23 protein-coding genes and 1 pseudogene are annotated in these 21,127 nt (G+C 69.3%); 8 read left to right on the top strand and 16 right to left on the bottom strand.

The features are described 5' to 3' along the window. Positions 1–43 precede the first annotated feature (43 nt). From serA to ASD25_RS18205, 4 genes are all read left to right on the top strand, one after another. Positions 44–1,300, top strand: coding sequence for a phosphoglycerate dehydrogenase (gene serA / locus ASD25_RS32850; protein WP_369816622.1), 1,257 nt, complete (start codon positions 44–46; stop codon positions 1,298–1,300). An 89-nt stretch (positions 1,301–1,389) separates the two neighbouring features. Then, positions 1,390–3,210, top strand: coding sequence for an autotransporter domain-containing esterase (locus ASD25_RS18215; protein ID WP_055830010.1), 1,821 nt, complete (start codon positions 1,390–1,392; stop codon positions 3,208–3,210). 218 nt (positions 3,211–3,428) lie between these two features. Further along, on the top strand, positions 3,429–4,052 hold the full coding sequence (locus tag ASD25_RS32955; protein ID WP_055830008.1) for a M23 family metallopeptidase: 624 nt from the start codon (positions 3,429–3,431) through the stop codon (positions 4,050–4,052). A 170-nt stretch (positions 4,053–4,222) separates the two neighbouring features. Next, on the top strand, positions 4,223–5,866 hold the full coding sequence (locus tag ASD25_RS18205; RefSeq protein ID WP_055830006.1) for an ATP-binding protein: 1,644 nt from the start codon (positions 4,223–4,225) through the stop codon (positions 5,864–5,866). Position 5,867: 1 nt separating this feature from the next. Here ASD25_RS18205 and ASD25_RS18200 read toward each other — a convergent pair whose 3' ends face one another. Next, positions 5,868–6,077 carry a hypothetical protein gene (locus tag ASD25_RS18200; RefSeq protein WP_055830004.1) on the bottom strand — a complete coding sequence of 70 codons (210 nt, stop codon included), beginning with the start codon at positions 6,075–6,077 and terminating at the stop codon, positions 5,868–5,870. A 14-nt stretch (positions 6,078–6,091) separates the two neighbouring features. Beyond that, positions 6,092–7,372 carry an isocitrate lyase gene (gene aceA / locus ASD25_RS18195; protein ID WP_055830000.1) on the bottom strand — a complete coding sequence of 427 codons (1,281 nt, stop codon included), beginning with the start codon at positions 7,370–7,372 and terminating at the stop codon, positions 6,092–6,094. 152 nt (positions 7,373–7,524) lie between these two features. Here aceA and ASD25_RS18190 point away from each other — a divergent pair, with 152 nt between their 5' ends. Then, positions 7,525–8,958, top strand: coding sequence for a short-chain fatty acyl-CoA regulator family protein (locus tag ASD25_RS18190; RefSeq protein ID WP_055829998.1), 1,434 nt, complete (start codon positions 7,525–7,527; stop codon positions 8,956–8,958). Between the two features lie 321 nt (positions 8,959–9,279). On the opposite strand, the gene ASD25_RS18185 is transcribed toward ASD25_RS18190, so the two are convergent. After that, complete coding sequence (locus ASD25_RS18185; protein ID WP_055829996.1) at positions 9,280–10,263, bottom strand: YafY family protein; 984 nt, start codon at positions 10,261–10,263, stop codon at positions 9,280–9,282. 85 nt (positions 10,264–10,348) lie between these two features. Between ASD25_RS18185 and ASD25_RS18180 the strand changes: the two genes are divergently transcribed. Further along, the gene (locus ASD25_RS18180; protein ID WP_055829994.1) at positions 10,349–10,579 is read left to right on the top strand and encodes a hypothetical protein; all 231 of its coding nucleotides are present in this window, start codon (positions 10,349–10,351) and stop codon (positions 10,577–10,579) included. Here the strand turns inward: ASD25_RS18180 and ASD25_RS18175 are convergent, their stop codons facing one another. Next, positions 10,580–11,017: a DUF1801 domain-containing protein gene (locus ASD25_RS18175; protein ID WP_235561740.1), complete on the bottom strand. Its 438-nt coding sequence runs from the start codon at positions 11,015–11,017 to the stop codon at positions 10,580–10,582. 27 nt (positions 11,018–11,044) lie between these two features. Here ASD25_RS18175 and ASD25_RS31315 point away from each other — a divergent pair, with 27 nt between their 5' ends. Beyond that, positions 11,045–11,572 carry a DUF4160 domain-containing protein gene (locus ASD25_RS31315; protein WP_200943662.1) on the top strand — a complete coding sequence of 176 codons (528 nt, stop codon included), beginning with the start codon at positions 11,045–11,047 and terminating at the stop codon, positions 11,570–11,572. Positions 11,573–11,614: 42 nt separating this feature from the next. On the opposite strand, the gene ASD25_RS18165 is transcribed toward ASD25_RS31315, so the two are convergent. The 9 genes from ASD25_RS18165 to ASD25_RS18125 all read right to left on the bottom strand — a co-directional run bounded on the left by ASD25_RS18165 (position 11,615) and on the right by ASD25_RS18125 (position 19,169). Then, positions 11,615–13,030, bottom strand: coding sequence for an NAD(P)(+) transhydrogenase (Re/Si-specific) subunit beta (locus ASD25_RS18165; protein WP_055829987.1), 1,416 nt, complete (start codon positions 13,028–13,030; stop codon positions 11,615–11,617). Positions 13,031–13,052: 22 nt separating this feature from the next. Beyond that, the gene (locus ASD25_RS18160) at positions 13,053–13,439 is read right to left on the bottom strand and encodes a hypothetical protein (RefSeq protein WP_055829985.1); all 387 of its coding nucleotides are present in this window, start codon (positions 13,437–13,439) and stop codon (positions 13,053–13,055) included. 1 nt (position 13,440) lies between these two features. Continuing rightward, a complete protein-coding gene (locus ASD25_RS18155; protein WP_055829983.1) occupies positions 13,441–13,728 on the bottom strand; it encodes a hypothetical protein in 288 nt (95 codons plus the stop codon). Then, positions 13,725–14,027 (bottom strand): hypothetical protein, encoded by a 303-nt coding sequence (locus tag ASD25_RS18150; RefSeq protein WP_055829982.1) that lies wholly within the window; start codon positions 14,025–14,027, stop codon positions 13,725–13,727. Before ASD25_RS18150 ends, ASD25_RS18155 begins: the two co-directional genes overlap by 4 nt. After that, on the bottom strand, positions 14,024–14,356 hold the full coding sequence (locus ASD25_RS18145; protein ID WP_055829980.1) for an NAD(P) transhydrogenase subunit alpha: 333 nt from the start codon (positions 14,354–14,356) through the stop codon (positions 14,024–14,026). Before ASD25_RS18145 ends, ASD25_RS18150 begins: the two co-directional genes overlap by 4 nt. Continuing rightward, positions 14,356–15,489 carry a Re/Si-specific NAD(P)(+) transhydrogenase subunit alpha gene (locus ASD25_RS18140; RefSeq protein WP_055829978.1) on the bottom strand — a complete coding sequence of 378 codons (1,134 nt, stop codon included), beginning with the start codon at positions 15,487–15,489 and terminating at the stop codon, positions 14,356–14,358. Before ASD25_RS18140 ends, ASD25_RS18145 begins: the two co-directional genes overlap by 1 nt. Positions 15,490–15,638: 149 nt before the next feature. After that, positions 15,639–15,890, bottom strand: a complete 252-nt coding sequence (locus ASD25_RS18135) for an aa3-type cytochrome c oxidase subunit IV (protein WP_055829975.1) — start codon at positions 15,888–15,890, stop codon at positions 15,639–15,641. A gap of 90 nt (positions 15,891–15,980) precedes the next feature. Then, positions 15,981–17,330 carry a serine hydrolase gene (locus ASD25_RS30600; protein WP_055829973.1) on the bottom strand — a complete coding sequence of 450 codons (1,350 nt, stop codon included), beginning with the start codon at positions 17,328–17,330 and terminating at the stop codon, positions 15,981–15,983. 36 nt (positions 17,331–17,366) lie between these two features. Next, on the bottom strand, positions 17,367–19,169 hold the full coding sequence (locus ASD25_RS18125; protein WP_055829971.1) for a M3 family oligoendopeptidase: 1,803 nt from the start codon (positions 19,167–19,169) through the stop codon (positions 17,367–17,369). A gap of 99 nt (positions 19,170–19,268) precedes the next feature. Here ASD25_RS18125 and ASD25_RS18120 point away from each other — a divergent pair, with 99 nt between their 5' ends. Next, positions 19,269–19,739, top strand: coding sequence for a DUF1203 domain-containing protein (locus tag ASD25_RS18120; protein WP_055829969.1), 471 nt, complete (start codon positions 19,269–19,271; stop codon positions 19,737–19,739). Here the strand turns inward: ASD25_RS18120 and ASD25_RS18115 are convergent. The 3 genes and pseudogenes from ASD25_RS18115 to ASD25_RS18105 form a co-directional block, all read right to left on the bottom strand. Next, on the bottom strand, positions 19,736–20,170 hold the full coding sequence (locus ASD25_RS18115) for an NUDIX hydrolase (RefSeq protein ID WP_055829966.1): 435 nt from the start codon (positions 20,168–20,170) through the stop codon (positions 19,736–19,738). The genes ASD25_RS18120 and ASD25_RS18115 overlap by 4 nt on opposite strands. Before the next feature lie 144 nt (positions 20,171–20,314). Then, entirely contained in the window at positions 20,315–20,815 is a 501-nt protein-coding gene (locus tag ASD25_RS18110) for a DUF2059 domain-containing protein (protein ID WP_156376957.1), read from the bottom strand. A gap of 133 nt (positions 20,816–20,948) precedes the next feature. Further along, positions 20,949–21,127: pseudogene (locus ASD25_RS18105) on the bottom strand (50S ribosomal protein L1); the annotation flags it as partial.

Genomic DNA, 21,127 nt, shown 5'->3' with positions numbered 1-21,127 from the left:
CCGCGACCGCGTCGTCGCCGCCGCGGATGTCGTCTCCCCGTCGATGGACGAATTCCTCCACGCCGAGGGCCTGGCCGGCCGCTGGTCCTACCCCCGCGCCCGCATCCGCATCCTGCTGCTGGAGAACATCCACCCCGCCGCCGTCGAACGGCTGCACGAGGCCGGCTATTCGGTCGAGACCCTGAAGGGGGCCCTCGACGAGGACGCCCTGATCGAGGCCCTGCAGGGCGTCCATGTGCTGGGCCTGCGCTCCAAGAACCAGGTCAGCGCCCGCGTGCTGGAGGCCGCGCCGCGGCTGATGGCCATCGCCGCCTTCTGCATCGGCACCAACCAGATCGACCTCGAGGCCGCCGCCGCCCGCGGCGTCGCCGTGTTCAACGCCCCCTATTCCAACACCCGCTCGGTGGTCGAGCTGGCGGTCGGTCTGACCATCGCCCTGATGCGCGACGTGGCCGACAAGTCCGCCGCCATGCATCGCGGCGAATGGAACAAGTCGGCGACCGGCTCGCGCGAGCTGCGCGGCAAGACCCTCGGCATCGTCGGCTACGGCGCCATCGGCTCGCAGCTGTCGGTCCTGGCCGAAGGGCTGGGGATGCGGGTGATCTTCCACGATCTGACCGAGCGGCTGGCCCTCGGCAACGCCCGCCGCATGGCCTCGCTGGACGCTCTTCTGGCCGAGAGCGACGTGGTCAGCCTGCATGTCGACGGCCGGACCGACAACACTGCCCTGATCGACGCCGCGCGCCTGGCGAAAATGAAGCCGGGCGCCCTGCTGGTGAACCTGTCGCGCGGCCATGTCGTCGACATCGGCGCCCTGGCCCAGGCGCTGGGCGCGGGCCGCATCGGCGGCGCGGCCATCGACGTCTTTCCCGACGAGCCGGCGACCAACGCCGACCCCTTCGACAGCCCCCTGCGCGGCCTGCCCAACGTCATCCTGACGCCCCACATCGGCGGCTCGACCGAGGAGGCCCAGGAAGCCATCGGCGAATTCGCCGCCGAACGGCTGCTGGCCTATCTGAATCGCGGCGACACCACCTTCTGCGTCAACCTGCCGAATGTGCAGCTGGCCGAGGTGACGGGCGCGCACCGCATCCTGCACATCCACCGCAACCAGCCCGGCGTCCTCGCCGAGCTGAACCGCGAACTCGCGGCCGCCGGCCTGAACATTCTCGGCCAGCATCTGAAGACCGACGAACGCACCGGCTATGTCATCACCGACGTCGACCGAGACTACGATCCGGACGCCCTCCGCGCCCTGAAGAGTGTTGCCGGAACACTGCGTTTCAGAATGCTGCACTGAAACCTTCCCTGACGGCATCTTGCGCCGACGCGAAACCGGCGCACACTGCCCTCAACGGTCGCATGATGACGGCCGAGGGAGGATCATCGATGTCTCGTTTCCTGCGCAGCGCGGCGCTTGCCGCACTGACGATCGCCGCCGCCGGCGCCATGGCCTCGGCCGCCAGCGCCCAGAGCTACAGCCGCCTGGTCGTGTTCGGCGACAGCCTGAGCGACAACGGCAACCTGTATGCCGCCACCGGCAACACCCAACCGGCGTCGCCGCCCTATTTCCAGGGCCGGTTCTCGAACGGCCCCGTATTCACCGAACTGCTGGGCTTCAACGCCGGCCGATCGGCCGCCGGCGCGCCGCGCACGGGCAGCATCAACTACGCCTACGGCGGCGCCCGCACCGATTCATCCGCCTTCCCGCCCGGCATGCGCAACCAGCTGCTGCAGTACACCAGCGGCGGCGGCGTCTTCGGCGCCAATGATCTGGTCAGCGTTCTCGGGGGCGCCAACAACATCTTCCAGGCCGTCCCGGCGGCGGGAGCCTCGGCCAACCCGACCGGCGCCATCCAGCCCGTGGCCCTGTCGGCCGCGGCGGACATCAACTTCATCGTCAACAGCGTGGCCGGCGCCGGTGCCGGCACGATCCTCGTTTCGAACCTGCCCAACCTGGCCCTGACGCCGCAGTTCAACCAGGGCCCGGGCGCACCCGCGGCGGCGCTGGCGGACTACGCCGGCACCCAGTTCAACGGCGCCTTGCTCAGCGGCCTGATGACCACGGCCGCCGCCCGCCCGGGGACCAACATCATCCTGATGGACCTGTACAAGATCGGCGCGACCCTGGCCGGCAGTCCGGGCGCGTTCGGCCTGACCAATGCGCGGGACGCCTGTTTCAACGGCGTGACCGTCTGCGCGACGCCCGGCACCTATCTCTACTGGGACAGCGTTCACCCGACCGCCGCGGGGCACCAGCTTCTGGCCCGCCTGGCCAATGACTACCTCTACTATGGCGACATCGGCGCCCAGTCGACCGTCCAGGCCGAGACCGGCTTCCGCCAGCGGGAGGATCTCCTGGATCTCTCCAGCGAGGGGCTTTCGGGACGCGCCGCATGGGAAGCCGGCACCCGCCTGACGTTCGGCGCCATCGCCGACAGCGTCGAAACCGACGCCCGCGGCAGCGTCGCGTCCGCGGATGCGACCGGCTGGGGCGTCCGCGCCGGTCTGGACCACGTGGCGTCCGCCAGCACGCGGATGGGCTTCACCGCCACCTGGCGCAACACCGAGGTTGACGCCGGCGCCATGGCGTTCGACGTCGAATCCTTCGCCTTCGACGCCTTCGCCGGGTGGCGCTCGGGCTCCATGTTCGTGAACGCCACGGTCGGCGGCTCGATCGACCAGTATGACGACATCACGCGCATCACCTCGCTGGCCCCCATCGTCCACACCGGCGAGACGGATGGCGGAAGTATCGGCGCCCGCCTCCAGGGCGGCGTCTGGTTCGACATGGGCGGAATCGGCCTTTCGCCGCGCGCGGCGGTCAGCTTCGTCTCGACCGACGTGAACGGCTACACCGAACAGGGCGTGGCCGCGCAGTACGAATACCAGGACCGCACCGTCCAGGCGGCCAGCGGAGAGGTCTCCCTGAGGGCCGAGGGCGGAGGCGACGGCTTCAGCTTCTACGTCGAGGGCGGCTATCGCGACTCCTTCGGCGACAGCAGCGACGCCGTCCGCACCGGCATCACCGTTAATCCGGCGAAGATTCTCTCGCGCGACATCGAGGATCCGTTCGGCGGCTCCCTGATCGCCTCGGCGGGCGTCGACGCCGACCTCGGTCCGGTGACCATGAACATCGGCTATCGCGGCCGTTTCGGAGACTCGGCCGACAGCCACGTGGGCGCCGTCACCTTCCGCCTGCCGCTGTAAGCGAGCGCATGACCCGACAGGGCGCGCGATCCTCCCGGGTCGCGCGCCTTTTTCGTTCCACCCTGCGACGACCTGCCGCTGCCGCTCGCCCCAAAGTGGCCCCACCCGCCCGTGAAAAGGCCCGCTCTCCGGTCGCTGGCCGCAGTGCGTCGCGTTTGTTGCGGCCCGCCCGGCGCCCGCCCCCTGCTCTCGCGAGCCGAAGACGGAGCCGACGCCGCATGCGACGCCTGTTGCCGACCGCCCGGTCGTTTCTCATCCATTCCGGCCAGGCCGCCGCCCTGGCCGGCGTCGCCGTGCTGGCCATGGCGGCCGCGCCGCTGTCGGCGCCCGATCCGGTCGCCCCGAGCGAGACTTTCGCCATTCCGGAAGCCCCGCCCGTCACCGCCGTGGCCGAGGCCGCCGGCCCGATCACCCGCCTGATCACCTTCGACAGGCCCGTGAAGGATTATGCGATCAACTCGCCATTCGGCCCGCGCCGGATGCCCGGTCAGGCGATGCGAAATCACGAGGGCGTCGATATCGCGGCGCCGCAAGGGACCGGCGTCTTCGTCGCCGCCGAGGGCTCGGTTGTCCGAACCGGCTATGACGCCGCGGGCTACGGTCGGTTTGTCGAAGTCCGCCACCCCAACGGCATGAGCACCCTCTACGGCCACCTCAGCCGCCTGGACGTGGCGTCAGGCGACCGCGTCGGAAGCGGCCAGCGCATCGGTCTGGTCGGCTCGACCGGCCGTTCAACGGGGCCCCACCTGCATTTCGAGGTCCGCCGGGGCGACCGCCAGGTGAATCCCGTCAAGGTCCTGGGCCACGAGTTCCAGGTCGTGGTGCAGACCGCCGACGCCTGAATCCCGGCCAACGGCCACGGTTTCTTCACCACTCTCGCGGGATAGTCTCGCCGGGAGGGTGTATTGGAACGCATCATCTACGGCATAGCGTTCGACCATGACTGGCGCTGGACTCAGGCCGCCGGCCTGGTCCGCGTACCGGGCGCGCCAATCGCGAGTCCGACGTGGTCATGAGCACCGTTTTCGTGGCGCTGGTCGCCGTCGTCATCGGCGCCATCGCCGCCCTGGCGTGGACGGGCCGAACGTCGCGCTCTGGCGCCCTCGCCCAGATCCGCGAGGCCATCGACGCCATGCCCGACGGCATGGCCTTCTACGACGCCGAGGACCGGCTGGTCCTGTGGAACCACCGCTACGCCGAGGTGAACCCGGAACTGTCGTCCAACCTCCAGGTCGGAATGACCTTTCTCGACATCATCCGGATCGGCCTGTCCGAGGGACTCTACGCCGACGCCCTCGGCCGGGAGGATGACTGGATCGTGGAGCGGATGGCGTCGCGCAAGGCGCTGTCGACCACGATCGAGCAGCGGATCGCCGGGGACAGGTGGCTGCGCGTATCCGATCGCCTCACCTCCGCCGGCGGCATCGTCACCGTCTGCACCGACATCACCGACCTGAAGAACGACGCCGCGGCCCTGGCCGAGGCCCGGGACGCCGCCCAGGCCGCCAGCAACACCAAGAGCCAGTTCCTGGCCAATATGAGCCATGAGATCCGAACGCCCCTGAACGGCGTCATCGGCCTGGCGCAGGTCATGGCCCGGACCGAACTCTCGCCCGACCAGCGCGAGATGATGGAGTTGATCCAGTCGTCCGGCCGCACCCTGCAGGTCCTGCTCAGCGACATCCTTGATCTGGCGCGCGTCGAATCCGGCCGGCTGGAGCTGTCGGAAGAGACCTTCGACCTGGGCCGGGCCGTCCGCGAGTCGGCCCGGCTGTATGAAAGCGCGGCCAGCGAAAAGGGCCTTCAGTTCTTCGTCGAGCTCGCCCCCGAAGCCGACTGCTGGATCACCGGCGACATGGTGCGGCTCAAGCAAATCCTGACCAACCTGGTCTCCAATGCGGTGAAATTCACCAGCACGGGCTTCGTCAGCCTGACCGCCGCGCCGGGCCCGGACCGGGCCGGCGGGCCGACCTTGCGGTTCTCGATCGAGGACACCGGCATCGGCTTCGACTGCGAAACCCGCGAGCGCCTGTTCAGCCGCTTTGAACAGGCCGACGGCGCCATTACCCGCAAGTTCGGAGGCTCGGGCCTGGGCCTCGCCATCTCGCGCCAGCTGGCCGAGATGATGGGTGGCGATCTGGATTGCGAGAGCGAGCCCGACGGCGGCTCGGCCTTCATCCTGACCATCCCCTACCGGGCAGCCGAGGCCCCGGCCCCGGCGCTCGTGTCGCCGGCCATCGCCGCCGACAGCGATCAGCCCCTGATCCGCGTCCTGCTGGCGGACGATCATCCCGTGAACCGAAAGGTCGTCGAACTGATCCTGGCCCAGGCGCCCGTCGAAATCACCTCGGTCGAGGACGGGGCCCGCGCCTTGCAGGCCTGCCGCGACGCTGACTACGACCTGATCCTGATGGACATGCAGATGCCGGTGATGGACGGCCTGACCGCCACCCGCGAGATCCGGCTGCACGAGGCGGCGATGGGCCTGCGACGCACGCCCATCGTCATGCTGACCGCCAACGCCCTGACCGAGCATGTGACCATGGCCGAGGCCGCCGGCGCGGACCGGCATCTGGCCAAGCCGGTGGACGCGGGCGAACTGCTGGAGCTTGTCGTCTCCCTGCCGCGGACGGCGGCGGAGTCCATCGCCGCCTGACCTATTCGTAGCCGTGGGCGGCTTCGTTTATGACCTGCGACGGCATGGACGAGAAGTCGACGCTGACGGGCTGGGCCGCCTTCGCCCGGAACGTCTTGATCACATGCTCCAGCCGACGCCGCACCTCGCGCTCGGCCTCGGTTCCGTCGGTCAGGTTCAGCGGGGCCAGGCAGAAATCGATGATGGCCGTGGGGTTGTTCAGGGGTTGCATGGAACGTCTCCTGCTTATTCGGCCGCCACGAACTGGGCGGTCTCGGTGGAATCCTTCAGCGCCGTGGTCGACGACTGGCCGTTGGAGATGACGGTGGCGACCTGATCGAAATAACCGGTGCCGACCTCGCGCTGGTGCCGGGTGGCGGTGTAGCCGGCGGCCTCGTTGGCGAACTCGCGCTGCTGCAGCTCCGAATAGGCGGCCATGCCGCGGTCGCGGTAGCCGTCGGCCAGTTCGAACATGCTGTTGTTCAGGCTGTGGAAGCCCGCCAGCGTCACGAACTGGAACTTGTACCCCATGGCCCCCAGCTCGCGCTGGAATTTGGCGATGGTGGCGTCGTCAAGTTTTGCTTTCCAGTTGAAAGACGGCGAGCAGTTGTAGGCCAGCAGCTTGCCCGGATGCTCCTTGTGCACGGCCTCGGCGAAGCGGCGCGCGTCGTCGAGATCGGGATGCGAGGTCTCCCACCACAGGACGTCGGCGTAGCGGGCGTAGGACAGGCCGCGCGCGATGCAGTGATCCAGTCCCGTGCCCGGCTTCAGGCGGAAGAAACCCTCGGGCGTGCGGTTGTCGCGGTCTATGAAGGGCCAGTCGCGCTCATCGACATCCGAGGTGATCAGCTGGGCCGACTCGGCGTCTGTGCGGGCCACGATCAGGGTCGGCGCGCCCATGACGTCGGCGGCCAGACGCGCGGCGCTCAGGTTGCGCTCGTGCGCTTGGGTCGGGATCAGGACCTTGCCGCCAAGGTGGCCGCACTTCTTCTCCGAGGCCAGCTGGTCCTCGAAATGGACCCCGGCGGCGCCCGCCTCGATGAAGGCCTTCATGATCTCGAAGCTGTTCAGCGGTCCGCCGAAACCGGCCTCGGCGTCGGCGACGATGGGGGCGAACCAGTCGCGTTTGGCGCCGCCCTCGGCGTGCTCGATCTGGTCGGCGCGCTGCAGGGTGCGGTTGATGCGGCGGCACAGCTCCGGCGCGGCGTTGGCCGGGTACAGCGACTGGTCGGGATACATGGCGCCGGCGGTGTTGGCGTCCGCCGCCACCTGCCAGCCCGACAGATAGATGGCCTTCAGCCCCGCGCGGACCATCTGCATGGCCTGGTTGCCGGTCACGGCCCCCAGGGCGTTCACGAAAGGCTCGTCGTGCAGCAGCGCCCACAACCGGTTCGCCCCGCGTTCGGCCAGGGTGTGGGTGATCGGGACAGACCCGCGCAGGCGCAATACGTCGTCCGCGCTGTACGGACGCTCGATGCCGTCGAAACGGCCATGGGGCGAAGGGACGAGATCGGCGAAGGTCGTCATGGCGGTCTCTGCTCGGGATCTGGCCGTTGCGGCTGATGTCCGGAAGCAGAACACGTTGAAGTCACGAACAACACAGCTTGAGAGTCATATCTAGTGTCATTGAGTCACATTATGACACTTGCTGTTAAGTCATTTTGTGACCTAATGCGGGCATGGACGCCGCTCCGCTTCGCAAACTCTTCCTCGGCGGCCGCCTCAAGCGGCTGCGGCGCGAGCTCGGCTTGACCCAGACGGCCATGGCCGCCGATCTCGGCGTATCGCCCAGCTATCTGAACCATATCGAACGCAACCAGCGTCCCGTCTCGGCGCAGCTGCTGCTCCGGCTCGCCGACACCTATGACGTGGACCTGCGCACCCTCGGCCAATCCGGCGGCCCGGCGTCCGAGGCCGAACTGACCGAGGCCTTCTCCGACCCGGTGTTCCAGGGGCTGGCGGTGCCGCGCCACGAAATCGTCCAGCTGGCCGAGGACCAGCCCGCCGCCGCTGACGCCCTGCTGCGTCTGTATCGCGCTTTCGCCGACCGCCGCACCCGCGATCGGGCCGAAACCGACGCCCTTGGCGGACACGGCGACGACAGTCCCGCCGACTGGGTGCGGGAATACCTCCAGGCCCGCCGGAACCACTTCCCCGAACTGGACGCCCTCGGCGAAGCCCTGTCCGACGCCATGGACGCCGAAACGCCGGGAGAACCCTTCGAAACCCGCGCCCGCGCCCGCCTTCTGGCGGGCCATGGCCTGACCGTCCGCACCCTGCCCTCGGAGGTCATGGTCGAATGGACCCGCCGCTATGACCCCCACCGCCGGCGGCTGTTGCTGTCGGAGACCCTCGGCGCCTCCTCGCGCGCCTTCGCCGTCGCCTATCAGCTGGCCCTGGCCGAGCATGACGCCGAACTGACCGCGCTCGCCGAGGCGGCGTCCGCGCCCGACGAACCGACCCGCCGCCTGCTCAAGGTCTCCCTGACCAACACCCTCGCCGCCGCGACCCTGATGCCCTACGGCCCCTTCCAGCGTGCGGCCGAGGAGACGGCCTATGACATGGGGCGCCTTCAGGCCCGGTTCGGCGTCGGCTTCGAACAGGCGGCGCATCGCCTGACCACCCTGTCCCGCCCCACCGCCCGCGGCGTGCCCTTCTTCCTGATGCGGGTCGATCAGGCCGGCAACATCTCAAAACGCTTCGCCTCGGGCGCCTTCCCCTTCTCGCGCTTCGGCGGCGCCTGCCCGCGCTGGCGGCTGCACAGCGCCTTCCGGACCCCCGGCAAGATCATCACCCAGATCATCGAGACGCCCGATGGACAGCGCTGGTTCACCCTCGCCCGCACGGTGGATCGTCAGGGCCATGATGCCTTCACCGAAGGCCACGACCTCGCCATCGGCCTGGGCTGCGAGCTGAAGCACGCCCACCGTCTGATCCATGCGCGCGGCCTCGACCTGGCGGCGCCCGAGGTCACCCCCATCGGCCCGGCCTGCCGCCTGTGCCACCGCCACCCCTGCGCCGAGCGCGCCGCCCCGCCGGTCGATCGCCCCCTGGCGGTCGATGACTGGGCCAAGTCGGTCAGTCCCTACCCCTTCGCGGGGCCGACCCGCTGACGCCTGAACCACATGCGGGTTCGGGAGTTTTGACGACTCGGCTGATCAGGGTGTGTCGTGAATCTCGTATTGCTTGTCCGGAAGCACTGGCTCCTGGGCCTTGTCGTCGTTGAACTCGTGACCGCGGCATCGCTCGCGGGCTGGCTCGTGGCCGGCCTGGCTCTGCGCGCCGGTTGAGGCCTCGGTCGAGCCGGATATCCCCCGAGTCGCGCCGATAGCCGACCCCGGCGCGCTCGAACGAAGGCCGCCCCCTGCGTCAGGACATTCAGACTCGGGACATTTGGCGGGCGTCCGGCGGGCGCCGCGCGCTGCCCCCCTCACTCAGCGCCCGTCCAGACCGCGCCGCGCGGCCTGCAGCTCGCCCTTCATCACATCCTTGAGCCGCGCCGGCGCGACGATCGCGACCTGATCGCCCCAGCTGAACAGGTGCCAGGCCAGCTCGCGCATGCCCGAGGCCCTGAACCGGACCACCACGCCGCCGTCGGCCTGATCCTCCAGCGTCTGGGTCGGGTGCCAGCGCCACGCCCGGGCCTCGGCCGCGCCCTCCGGCGTCACCCGCAACACCACATCCTCTATCTCGTCCTGGTAGATGCCGAACGACTGGCTGGCGAAGACCTGCAGATCGAAATCGGCCGGGGGCGACGCCGCCCCCGCCTCGGCCTTGACCGCGCTCATCCGGTCGAGGCGGAAGGTCTGGATGCGGCCGCTCTCGCGGTCGGCGGCGACCAGATAGTTGGCCCGCCCGAACATGACCCCGCAGGGCGCCACGCTGCGCCGGCGCGCCTCGGCGCCCGGCCGGCTGTAGATGAAGCCCAGCGGCTGGCCGGCCAGGATGGCCTGTCGGATCTCGGTCAGCACCGCCTCGTCGGCCGACGGCCGCGGCCCGGCCTGGACCGCGATGGTCTCGGCCCGTACCAGCGCCTCCAGATCGGGCGCCAGCCGGTTCAGCGTGGTCGAGCGCATCGCCGACTTCAGCTTGCGCTCCAGTCCCTCCAGCGCCGCCGCCCGGCCCGGCTCTCCGGTCGCGCGCAGCCCCTGGGCCGCCTTGCTCAGCTCGACCAGTTCCTCGGTCGTCGGGGCCTGTTCAAAGGCCGACAGGCCGCCGCGGATGCGCCAGCGCTTGGTCGGGGGATCGGAGACTTCCTCGGCCTGCGGGAACAGGTCCAGCACGATGTCGCGCATCCGCTCGGCCGTGCGCCGGCCGACACCGGACTCCCGCGCCATCTCGTCGATCGTCAGTCCCTCGGCGCTGGCGGCCATGCGCCGCGCCAGCTCGATGACCAGGGCCGTTCTGTCCAATCTCATCCGGTGAGGGTGGCATACGTCCAAATCTGACGCAACGCTGCTTCATGGTCGGTTTCAACAGAGACCCGAACCCCGGAGACATCCCATGGCCCGCGCCTTCGCCCCCCACGCTTCCATCGCCGCCTCCCGCTACCTGATCGTCCCCTGCGACGCCGAGGGCTGCGGCGATCTGGCGGTCATCTGGGACCGGCTGGAAGAACAGGTGATCGACGTCATCGACGCCTCGGCCAGCGCCCGCTACGCCGACGAGGACGCCCTGTGGGACGAAGCCCGTCCCGCCTTCGCCCCCGCCGAGGACTTCCGCATGGCGGCCTGATCAGTCGGGATAGCGCTCGCGCATCTCGACCAGCGACGCGGCCGCCAGTTCGCGCAGCACGCCCAGGTCGATCTGGTCCAGCCGGTTGATGTAGAGGCAGGCCACGCTGGTCTTCACCTTGCCGAGCCGGGCGATGAACGCCTCCCACCCCGAGAACCCCGGCAGGATGTAGACCACCGTCTGCGCCTTGCGCGGCGAGAACCCCAGCCGGGGCGCGTCGCCCTCGTGCCCGCTGGCGTAGCGGTAATGATACCGCCCGAAGCCGATGATCGACGGTCCCCACATCACCGGCGGTTCGCCGCTGATCTCCTCGAACAGGGCGCACAGCGTCTCGGCGTCGGCCCGGCGCGTCGGGTTCTCGACGGCGGCGATGAAGTCGGCGACGGAGATTTTGGTGGGTTTGGTCCTGGCTTCATAGGCCATGAGGCTCTCGCTCATACACTTATAACGTGTTACGCATTCACCGTGCCGACCATAGCCTTCTTCCACGGCGTCGCCATCCGCATGTTATTCAACGACCATGCGCCCGCGCATTTTCACGCCTACCACGGCGAGCGGGAAGCAAAATTCGACCTTGAAACCGGCGCCGTGATCGACGGCAGATTTCCTGCCGCAAATGGATTGCGATGTATAAGACCGAGTTGGAGGCGGCATGGACCGCCGTTCGCGACGACATCACGCCAGAACGAATTCCGGGACCTGACGCCGACAATGACAACTGACGTTGTTCGCATCCGAAAGCTGCAACGGCTCGGCGAGTATCGCCTGAAGCTGTGGTTCTCGGACGGCCGCGCCGGTGAATGGGATTTCTCTGATCTGGCGCGACGCGGCACGCCCGTCACCCGGCCGTTCGAGGATCCCGCCTATTTCGATCGCGTGTTCCTCGAGTTCGGCGCTCTCACCTGGCCCAACGGCTACGACTGGGCCCCGGAGGCATTGCTTGCGGACATGAAGGCCGCGGGGGTGCTGAAGGTCGAGAGCGCGGCGGCGTGAGGATCGGGTAGCGATCTGCGCTGAAACAATCGATGCAGGCGACTAAAGCGCCTTCACGATCCCCTCGACCATCTTCTTCGCGTCGGCGAACAGCATCATGGTGTTGTCGCGGAAGAACAGCTCGTTCTCGACGCCCGCATAACCCGCCGCCATGCCGCGCTTGATGAACAGCACCGTCCCCGCCTTCTCCACGTCCAGCACCGGCATGCCGTAGATCGGGCTCTGCGGATCGGTCTTGGCGGCGGGGTTGGTGACGTCATTGGCGCCGATGACGAAGGCCACGTCGCAGCTCGAGAATTCCGAGTTGATGTCCTCCAGCTCGAACACCTCGTCGTACGGCACATTGGCCTCGGCCAGCAGGACGTTCATGTGGCCGGGCATGCGGCCGGCGACGGGGTGGATGGCGTATTTCACCTCGACSCCCTCCTCCTTCAGCTTGTCGGCCATCTCGCGCAGCGCGTGCTGGGCCTGGGCCACRGCCATGCCGTAGCCGGGCACGATGATGACCTTCGAGGCGTTCTTCATGATGAAGGCSGCGTCGTCGGCGCTGCCCTGTTTRACSGGCCGGGTCTCGACCGCCCCGGCCGCGCCGGTCGCCGCGTCGCCGCCGAAACCGCCCAGGATCACCGAGATGAAACTGCGGTTCATCGCCTTGCACATGATGTAGCTCAGGATCGCGCCCGAGCTGCCGACCAGGGCCCCGGTGATGATCAGGGCGATGTTCTCGAGGGTGAAGCCCAGCGCCGCCGCGGCCCAGCCCGAATAGGAGTTGAGCATCGACACCACCACCGGCATGTCGGCCCCTCCGATGGGAATGATCAGGGTCGCGCCGAGGATCAGGGCCAGCAGGAACACGCCCCAGAAGGCCCAGGTGGCCGTGCCATTGGTGCCGATCATGATGCCGATCAGCAGCGTCAGCCCCAGGGCCAGGCCGATGTTGATCAGATGCCGCATGGGCAGCAGGATCGGCGCGCCCGACATCCGCCCGTCCAGCTTGGCGAAGGCGATGACCGAGCCGGTGAAGGTGACGGCCCCGATGGCCACGCCCAGCGCCAGTTCGATGATCGACTGGATCTTGATGCCGCCGGCGCCGTCGGCGATGCCGAAGCTCTCCGGCGCATAGACCGCGCCCACCGCGACCAGACAGGCCGCCATGCCGACCAGGCTGTGGAAGGCCGCAACCAGTTGGGGCATCTGCGTCATCTGCACCCGCGCGGCGATCAGCGCGCCCGCCCCGCCGCCGACGATCACCCCGCCCGCGATCAGGCCCAGGGTCAGGGGATCCAGCGTACCCGAACTCCACAGCGTCAGCAGCGTCACGCCAACCGCCAGCGCCATGCCGATCATGCCGAAGGTGTTGCCCTGCCGGCTCGTCTCCGGGCTCGAGAGGCCGCGCAGGCTCAGGATGAACAGCACGCCGGAGACCAGATAGGCCAGGGCCGCGAAGGAGGCGTTCATGCCGTGTCCCCGGAAGTCAGCATCAGAAAAATCCCACCGCGGCGGGCCTGGCCGGGTCGCTGGTGACCGCGACCTGCGCCTCGCCGTTCTTGATCATGGCGATGGCCACGGCGCCGCGCCCGCCCGTCCTGGTCACGGTGCAGCTGCCGTTGTCCGACGGCAGCCGCCCGCCCTGGGAGCCGGTGGCCGTGCGTTGCAGCCGGTTGGCCCAGGCGCTCCTGTTGTAGACGGTCGCCTCGTACACCACCGGACGGAACCGGCACTCCAGGGACCAGGTGGCCCCCTGCAGCGTCGCGACGTGCCAGGGCAGCCCCGCCTCGGTCTGCTTGCCCACGTCGGTCTGCGCGTCCGCCGCCGTGGCGACGATGGCGGCCAGACTCACGATCGCGCCGATCCGCCCGGGTCGCATCTCAGCGCCCTCCCGGCGGGCAGGCGGTCCGCGCCAGCCGCCACAGGGCGGCGGTGATGAACAGCGGGGCCACGAACACCATGGCCCAGTCCACCATGCTCATCGGCTTCTCCTGGGCGACGATGCGCAGCAGCACCGAGGCGAACAGCAGCACCACGCCGCAGTCGAGGAAGCGCAGCTTGCGGATGGCGTCCGTCTCCCGCAGCCAGCTCCACAGCCACAGGCCGGCCCCGATCGCCGTGGCGACCCAGGACGCGCCGACCGCGAGCTGATGACCGTCCAGCGTCATGCCCTGGGAGTCCGGAACCTCGGGAACAGGACACCCGTGCGAAGCGAAATGACGAATTGGACCGCGAACAGGGCGGCTATGGCGATGTACATGCCGAGGCCGAGCCATTCGGCTGTTTGCCAGCGTTCCCACGCCTGCCAGAGCCAATGAAGAATGAGGAGCGGATAGACCGTCAGGATCAGGGCCCGCTGCACCCGATCGCGCATGCTGTCGCTCATCCGCCCGCTCAGCAGGGTGAAGGCGAGCACCAGCAGGATCGCCAACGGCACGATGGCCATGAAGAGGATGGCCTGGATCACGACTGCGCCGCCTCTGCCGGCTTCGCGGGCCGTTCCTTCTTCCTGTACATGGCCAGCATCCTTCGGGTGACCATGAAGCCGCCGAAGATGTTGACGCTGGCCAGGGTCACGGCCACGACGCCCGCCCCCTTGGCGACCCAGCCGCCGTCGGCGCTGGCCGCCGCCGCCGCGATCAGGCCGCCGACCACGATCACCGACGAAATGGCGTTGGTCACGGCCATCAGCGGCGTGTGCAGGGCCGGCGTGACGCTCCAGACGACGTAGTAGCCGACGAAGATCGCCAGCACGAAGATGGCCAGGCGGAAGACGGTGGGATCGACGTGTTCCATCAGCCCTTCACTCCTTCATGCACCACGGCCCCGCCGTGCGTCACCGCCGCCGCCTTCAGGATCTCGTCCTCGAGGTCCAGCGCCAGCGCCCCGTCCTTGATCATCAGCCCGACGAAGGCGACCAGGTTCTTCGCATAGAGGGCCGAGGCGTCCGCCGCGATCCGGCCGGGCAGGTTCGTATGCCCCACGATCTGCACGCCGTTCGCCGTGGTCACCACCTCGCCGGCCTTGGCCCCCTCGACATTGCCGCCCGCCTCGACGGCGAGGTCGATCAGCACCGAGCCCGGCTTCATCGTCGCTACCTGCGCCGCCGTGACCAGCACCGGCGCGGCGCGGCCCGGGATCAGGGCGGTGGTGATGACGATGTCCTGCTTCTTGATGTGCTCGCCCGTCAGCTCGGCCTGTTTGGCCTGGTACTCGGGCGACATCGGCTTGGCGTAGCCGCCCGCCGTCTGGGCGTTTTTGAACTCCTCGTCCTCGACGGCGAGGAATTTGGCCCCCAGCGATTCCACCTGCTCCTTGGTCGCCGGCCGCACGTCGGTGGCCGTGACCACCGCCCCCAGCCGGCGCGCCGTGGCGATGGCCTGCAGGCCCGCCACGCCCACGCCCATGACGAAGACCTTGGCCGGCGCCACCGTGCCCGCCGCCGTCATCATCATCGGGAAGCCCTTGCCGTAGGCGTATGCCGCCTCGATCACGGCGCGATAGCCGGCCAGGTTCGCCTGGGACGACAGGGCGTCCATCACCTGGGCCCGCGAGATGCGCGGCACCAACTCCATGGCGAAGGCCGTCGCACTGGCCTGGGCCAGGGCCGTCACCGTCTCCTTGTCGCGGTAGGCGTCCAGCAGGGCCACGACGATGGCGCCGGGCTTCAGCGCGCTGGTTTCCTGCGCCGTCGGGCCGCGCACCTTCAGCACGATGTCCGCGCCCGACAGCACCGCCTTGGTGTCCTTGGCCACGGTGGCGCCGGCGGCGGCGTAGTCGTCATCGGGGATGGAAGACCCCGCGCCGGTCCCGGCCTCGACCGTCACGGCCGCGCCCATGGCGATCAGCTTCCTGACCGTGTCCGGAGTGACGGCGCAGCGCGTCTCGCCGTCTCGGCGTTCGCGGGTCACGGCGATGGCGACAGCCAAGCGAATCCCTCCGTCATGTCTCGACGGACGACGTTAGGCTGATCGGTGAGGCTGCGTCAAAGCGCCAGAAGCGTGCGATTCCGCGCTCAGGCAGCGCGCGACCGCCCGTCATCCCCGCGAAGGCGGGGACGCGCGCGTCAGCGCTCAATTCAGTGGGAGGTCTTGCCCGACTTCAGGAAGAAATACCCCGCGACCAGCATCACCGCCGCGGTGATCGCGCCGCCGAGGAAGCTGCCGCCCGGCTGGAACCACAGGGTCAGGAACATCACGATGGCCGCCAGCCACAGCGAACCCCATTTGGCCATGCTGATGAAGGCGCGGAACGTCGAGGCCTGCTCGCTGATCTCCTGGGAGCCGCGAACATAGGCGTCGTGGGAATCGGCTTGGTGCAGGTCGGCCATGTCGGTGTCCGGGAATCTGGAACGTCGGTTGCGCCCTTATAGCGGCGCGCGCCGCCGGCTCAAGCGGCCGGTGACAATTCGCGGCGGCGCTCAGTCCAGGGCGGCCAGGGTGTCGCGGGTGAAGGCGATGAAGTCGAACGGCTTCCCCGCCGGGTCCTCGCCCCGCCGCACGATGACGATCCCCCGGCTGGGGACGATGACGACATACTGGCCCCGGTTGCCGTTGGCCGAGATGGCGTCGGCGGGAATCCCCTCCGATTTGTTGAACAGCCAGAAGGTCGCGCCATAGCCCTGCGCCCCGCCCGGCTGCGGGCCCGAGGGACGCGAGACATGGTCCCGCCACCCCGCCGGCAGGATGCGCTCGCCGTCGACGACGCCGTCGTTCAGATACAGACGTCCGAACCGCGCCAGGTCGCGCGCCGTCGACCACACCTGGCTGGACAGCATGTAGTTCCCGCGCCAGTCGGTCTCGGCGAAGGTGTCGTACATGCCCAGCCGCTGGAACAGCTCGGCCGGCGGATGGTCGGCGAAGGTCGGGGCGATGGCGAAAACCGCCAGAAGGATGTCGTTGTTGGCGTAGCGGAACCGCGTTCCCGGCATGGCGATCAGCGGCCAGGTCGTCGCCTGCTCATCGACGCCCACGCCGCCGAAATAGAGGGCGTCGGTGCGGTTGCCCGCCGTGTCGCTGGTCAGGCCCGAAGACATCCGCATCAGCTGGTCGAGGGTGATGGCCGCGCGCGGATCGCCCGCCCGGCTCCAGTCGGTGATCGCCGCGGGCGCGTTCACATCGACCCCGCCGCGCTGGACCGCCGCGCCGATCACCGTCCCCGCAAGCGACTTGGCCACCGACCAGGTCCGCTGCGGCGTGTCCGGCCCGAAGCCCTCGCCGTATTCTTCCGCCACCACCCGGTCGTTCTGCAGAACCAGCACGGCGGTGGTGTTGGAACCCTCGCCATAACGCCCCACGAAGGCCCCCTCGACCGCCTCGTTCAACAGGGCGGCGTTGCCCGTCGTGTCGCCCCTGACGAAGGCCTGATCCGAGGGGCCCCTCGGCGGGAGAGTCGCGATCTGCTCGCCCGTCCAGCCCACCGGCATGATGGTGCAGCCCCGACCGGGCCGCCACACGGCCGAACGCGGCGGCATGGCGTCGTCCCAGGCGACCGACACCCGCGCCGGAAACACCTCGACCGGCATTTCCCGCACCAGCGGGTCCAGCTCGGGATAGATGCCCGTCAGCTCATTGGCCTCGATGCTCTCCAGCGTCCGCATCCCGCCCGCCGCCTCGGCGGTTTTCAACGCGCTGCAGACCGTCAGGGCCTTGTACCCCGCCGCCATGGCGCGAACGCTGGCGGACGGCGGCGCGGGGGCCGCCGGGGTCTGGGCGAAGGCGGCGGACGGAGAGGCGGCGATCAGGGCCGCGGCGAGGATCAATGTGCGCATGACCCGACGCTCGCCCGCCCCGCCGTCGCCGTCAACTCAGACCAGCGCCTCGAACCGGTCGATCAGCCCCTCCAACCGCTTCGTGCCGATGGTCCAGAACGCCGGGTCGCGCGGGTTCAGACCGAACGGCGCCAGGGCCTCGACATAGCCGCGCGACCCCCCGCCCGCGAGCAGCTCGCGATACAGCGGGGTGAAGCCCTCGGGATCCTTCGCCCGCGTCTCCATCAGCGCCGCCACCAGCAGGTCGCCGAAGGCGTAGGCGTAGACGTAGAAGGGGGAGTGGACGAAGTGGCTGACATAGCTCCACCAGTGCTCATAGCCGGGGTTCAGCGTCACCGCCGGCCCCAGCGACGCCCCCATCTCCTCCATCCAGATCTCGCCGATCCGCTCGGCCGGGACCTCGCCCGCCGCCCGCTCGTCGTGGAAGCGCGTCTCGAAGCGGTGGAAGGCGATCTGGCGCACCACGGTGTTCAGCCCGTCCTCGATCCGCCCGGCCAGCAGGCCGCGCTGCTCGGCCTTCGGCGCGGTCTTCAGCAGCCGGTCGAACGTCAGACCCTCGGCGAAGATCGAGGCCGTCTCGGCCAGGGTCAGGGGGGTGTCGGCCAGCAGACTCCCCTGCCCCGCCGCCAGCGTCTGGTGCACCCCGTGCCCCAGCTCATGCGCCAGCGTCAGCACGTCGCGCCGCTCGCCCATCCAGTTCAGGAACACATAGGGATGCCGGTCCGAGGTCACGGGATGGGCATAGGCGCCCGACTGCTTGCCCGGTCGCGCCTTGCCGTCGATCCACGGCCTGTCGAAGAAACCGCCCGCGCGGTCGGCGAATTCCGGCCCGAGGTCGGCGAAGCTCTCCAGCACCAGCTGCTTGCCGGCGGCCCAGTCATAGCCGCGCGGGGCGGTCGTCTCGATCGGGGCGTTGCGGTCCCACTGGTCCAGTTTGGCCTTGCCCATGGCCCGGGCCTTGAGCGCGTAATAGCGGTGCGACAGCCGCGGATAGGCGGCCGCCACGGCGTCGGCCATGGCGTCGACCGCCTCGCCGTCCACCTCGTTGGACAGATGCCGGCCGTCGGCGGGCCGTTTGAAGCCCCGCCATCTGTCCTCCAGGGCCTTGTCGGCCGCCACGGTGTTCATCACCAGCGCCATGGTCGCGGTCCGCTGGGCCAGCGCCCCGTTCAGCCCCTCGGCCGCCGCCTTGCGCCGCGCCGCCTTCGGGTCCGACAGCCGGTTCAGCGCCTCGGCCAGGGTCAGCTCGTCCTTGCCGGCCCTGATCTTCATCGCCGCCAGCGTCTCGTCGAACAGACGCGGCCACTGGGCGCTGATCGGGCCGCGCTCGGCCAGGAAGGTCTCCAGCTCCTGCGACAGCTCGTGCGGCTTCATCGCCCGCACCCGCCGCAGCCACGGCCGCCAGCGCGCCCCGGCCGGATACGCTGCCAGGGCGGCCTCGATCTCGGCCTCCTCCAGCTGGTTGACCTCCAGGGTGACCCAGACCGTCGGCGTGGCGATGGCGGTCATCTTCTCGCGCACCGTGGCCTCGAAGCCCTGCGCCCCCGCGTCGTTGCGGTTGGTCGAGGCGGCGAGGAAGGCGTAGGCGCCGAGCCCGCCCAGCACGTCCGACGCCTGTTCGTACAGGGTCACGGCCCGGTCCAGCCTTTCACCGAGCACGGCGGCGTCGGCCCGCGTTTCGATCAGCCGGCCCTGCAGGGCGTTCAACTCGGCCACCAGCCCCCTCGCCCGCTCCAGATCGCCCTCGATGCGGGCGTCCTCGCGGGAGGCGTACAGGTCGGACAGGTCCCACAGGGGAGCGTCCAGCGGATCGGCTTGGGTCTTGAAGGGAGCGTTCATGGTCTCCGTTGTGGGGATGGAGCGCGCCCTGCGCAACGTCCGAAACCCGCCAGACGCCCGATCCGCCGGGGGTCATATCGGCGGCGAAGGAGATTCCGCATGAGCTTTCGCATCGAACCCCTGCCCCTCGCGCCGTTCCAGCCCCTGTTCGCCCTCGACGGCGAGACGCTGCGGGCGATGGGCGCGCGCCGCACGACCGCCGACGCGCCCCACAGCGCGCCCTGTCGCGTCAGCCTGGCCGACGCCGAACCCGGGGAACGCCTTATCCTGGCGAACCATCGCCATCTGGACGACCCTTTCAGCCCCTACCGCTCCGACGGTCCTGTCTTCGTGCGCGAGACGGCCGTGGAGGCGGCTCTCGATCCCGGCGTCCTGCCCGACATGCTGTCCCGGCGCCTTCTGTCCGCCCGCGTCTATGACGCCGCCTGGATGATGACCGACGCCGACGTGGTCGAGGGGCGCGATCTGGCGGCCCGGCTGAAAGGCTGGTTCGGACATCCGGATACGGCGGTCATCCATCTCCACACCGCGCGCCGCGGCTGCTTCCTGGCGACTGCGGCGCGCGCCTAGCCCTCGAAGGCGGCGATCAGGGCCTTCAGGTCCGGCTCGTCGACGCGGCGGACGGCTTCGTCGCGGCTCACCCACATCCGCTCGCGCTGACCGCGTTCCTGCCAGTCGTCGTGCTCGACCTCCACCCGCAGGGCGTAGACCGAAACCACGCACCAGCGCGGCGCCCGGCGCTTCAGCACCTTCAGATAACGGAACGTCCCCAGCGGCTCGCGCGTGACGGCGCCCTCGACGCCCGCCTCCTCCAGCGCTTCCAGCGCCGCCGCCTCGGCGTCGGTCCTGCCGGGCATGCGTCCGCCCTTGGGCGTCACCCAGCGCCGGGTCTCGCGCGAGGTGACCAGCAGGATCTCGATCCCGGCCGCGGTCCTGCGCCACGGCAGGGCCGCGACCTGACGCCGCTCGGCCGTCCGGGTGCGGATCGCATCGCCGGTCATCAGGTCAGCAAGGCTCCCGGTGGAAATTGTCTTTGAGCGGCGCCGGCGCCCCGGACCCCGTCCGGCGTCGGGCGGGACCCCGCGGAGCCGTGCGGTCACTCCCGCGTCTTCGGCGATGCGTCAACCCGTCAGGGATCGGACGGTTCAGTCGGCTGGCTTTCCGGTCTGCGCGCCCTCGGGCGCCGCGCATTCGAAACGGGTGCAATATTTCTCGTTCAGCCGGGTGAGGGCCGTGATCAGATGCGGGGCCATCACGGCCTGCACCCGCAGGCCCAGTTCGAAATTCTTGTCCGATATCGAGCGGCCCAGCGGGGTGTCGAAAAACGCGACCATCGCCTCCAGCTCCTGCAGGGTGAAGATCTCGGCCACATCGTCCGTCAAATCGGCGAAGGTCGCCTCGATCGCGGCCTCGAAGGCGTCCGACATGTTTTCGGCCAGCCAGGCGCGCTGCTCGGCCGGGCCCTCGGACTTGGCGAACGTCTCGTCGAAATAGCTCTCCAGGGTCTTCTGCAGGCTCGGCCCTTGGGTCAGCTCGATATACTGCTCCGCCAGAACCAGCCGCCGCGCCGTGTCGCCGTCCTGGGCCGCCGCGGGACCCGCCGCGGACAGGCACAGCCCGAACGCCAGCACCATCAGAAAACGCATGGAATCCCCCGTCATGAGGACCTACCGTCGGTTGCTCCGGGCCGATGCGCAAGCGTGTCCGGATCACGGACGGCCAGAAAAAAGGGCGGCGACCCTGCGGTCGCCGCCCTTCCCGTTGCAGTTCAAGGGCCGATCAGRCGTTCAGCGACGCCGGGTCGATCTTGAAGCCCGGTCCCATGGTCGAGGACAGGGTGATGCGCTTGACGTAGGTGCCCTTGGCGCCGGYCGGACGGGCCTTYTGCAGGGCGTCCACATAGGCCTTCACGTTGGCTTCGAGGGCTTCCTGGGTGAAGGAGGCYTTGCCGATGCCGC

The organism is Brevundimonas sp. Root1423 (genome assembly GCF_001426805.1).
Note: the sequence above shows the minus strand (reverse complement) of the source record. Positions and strands in the feature narration are given on the sequence as shown.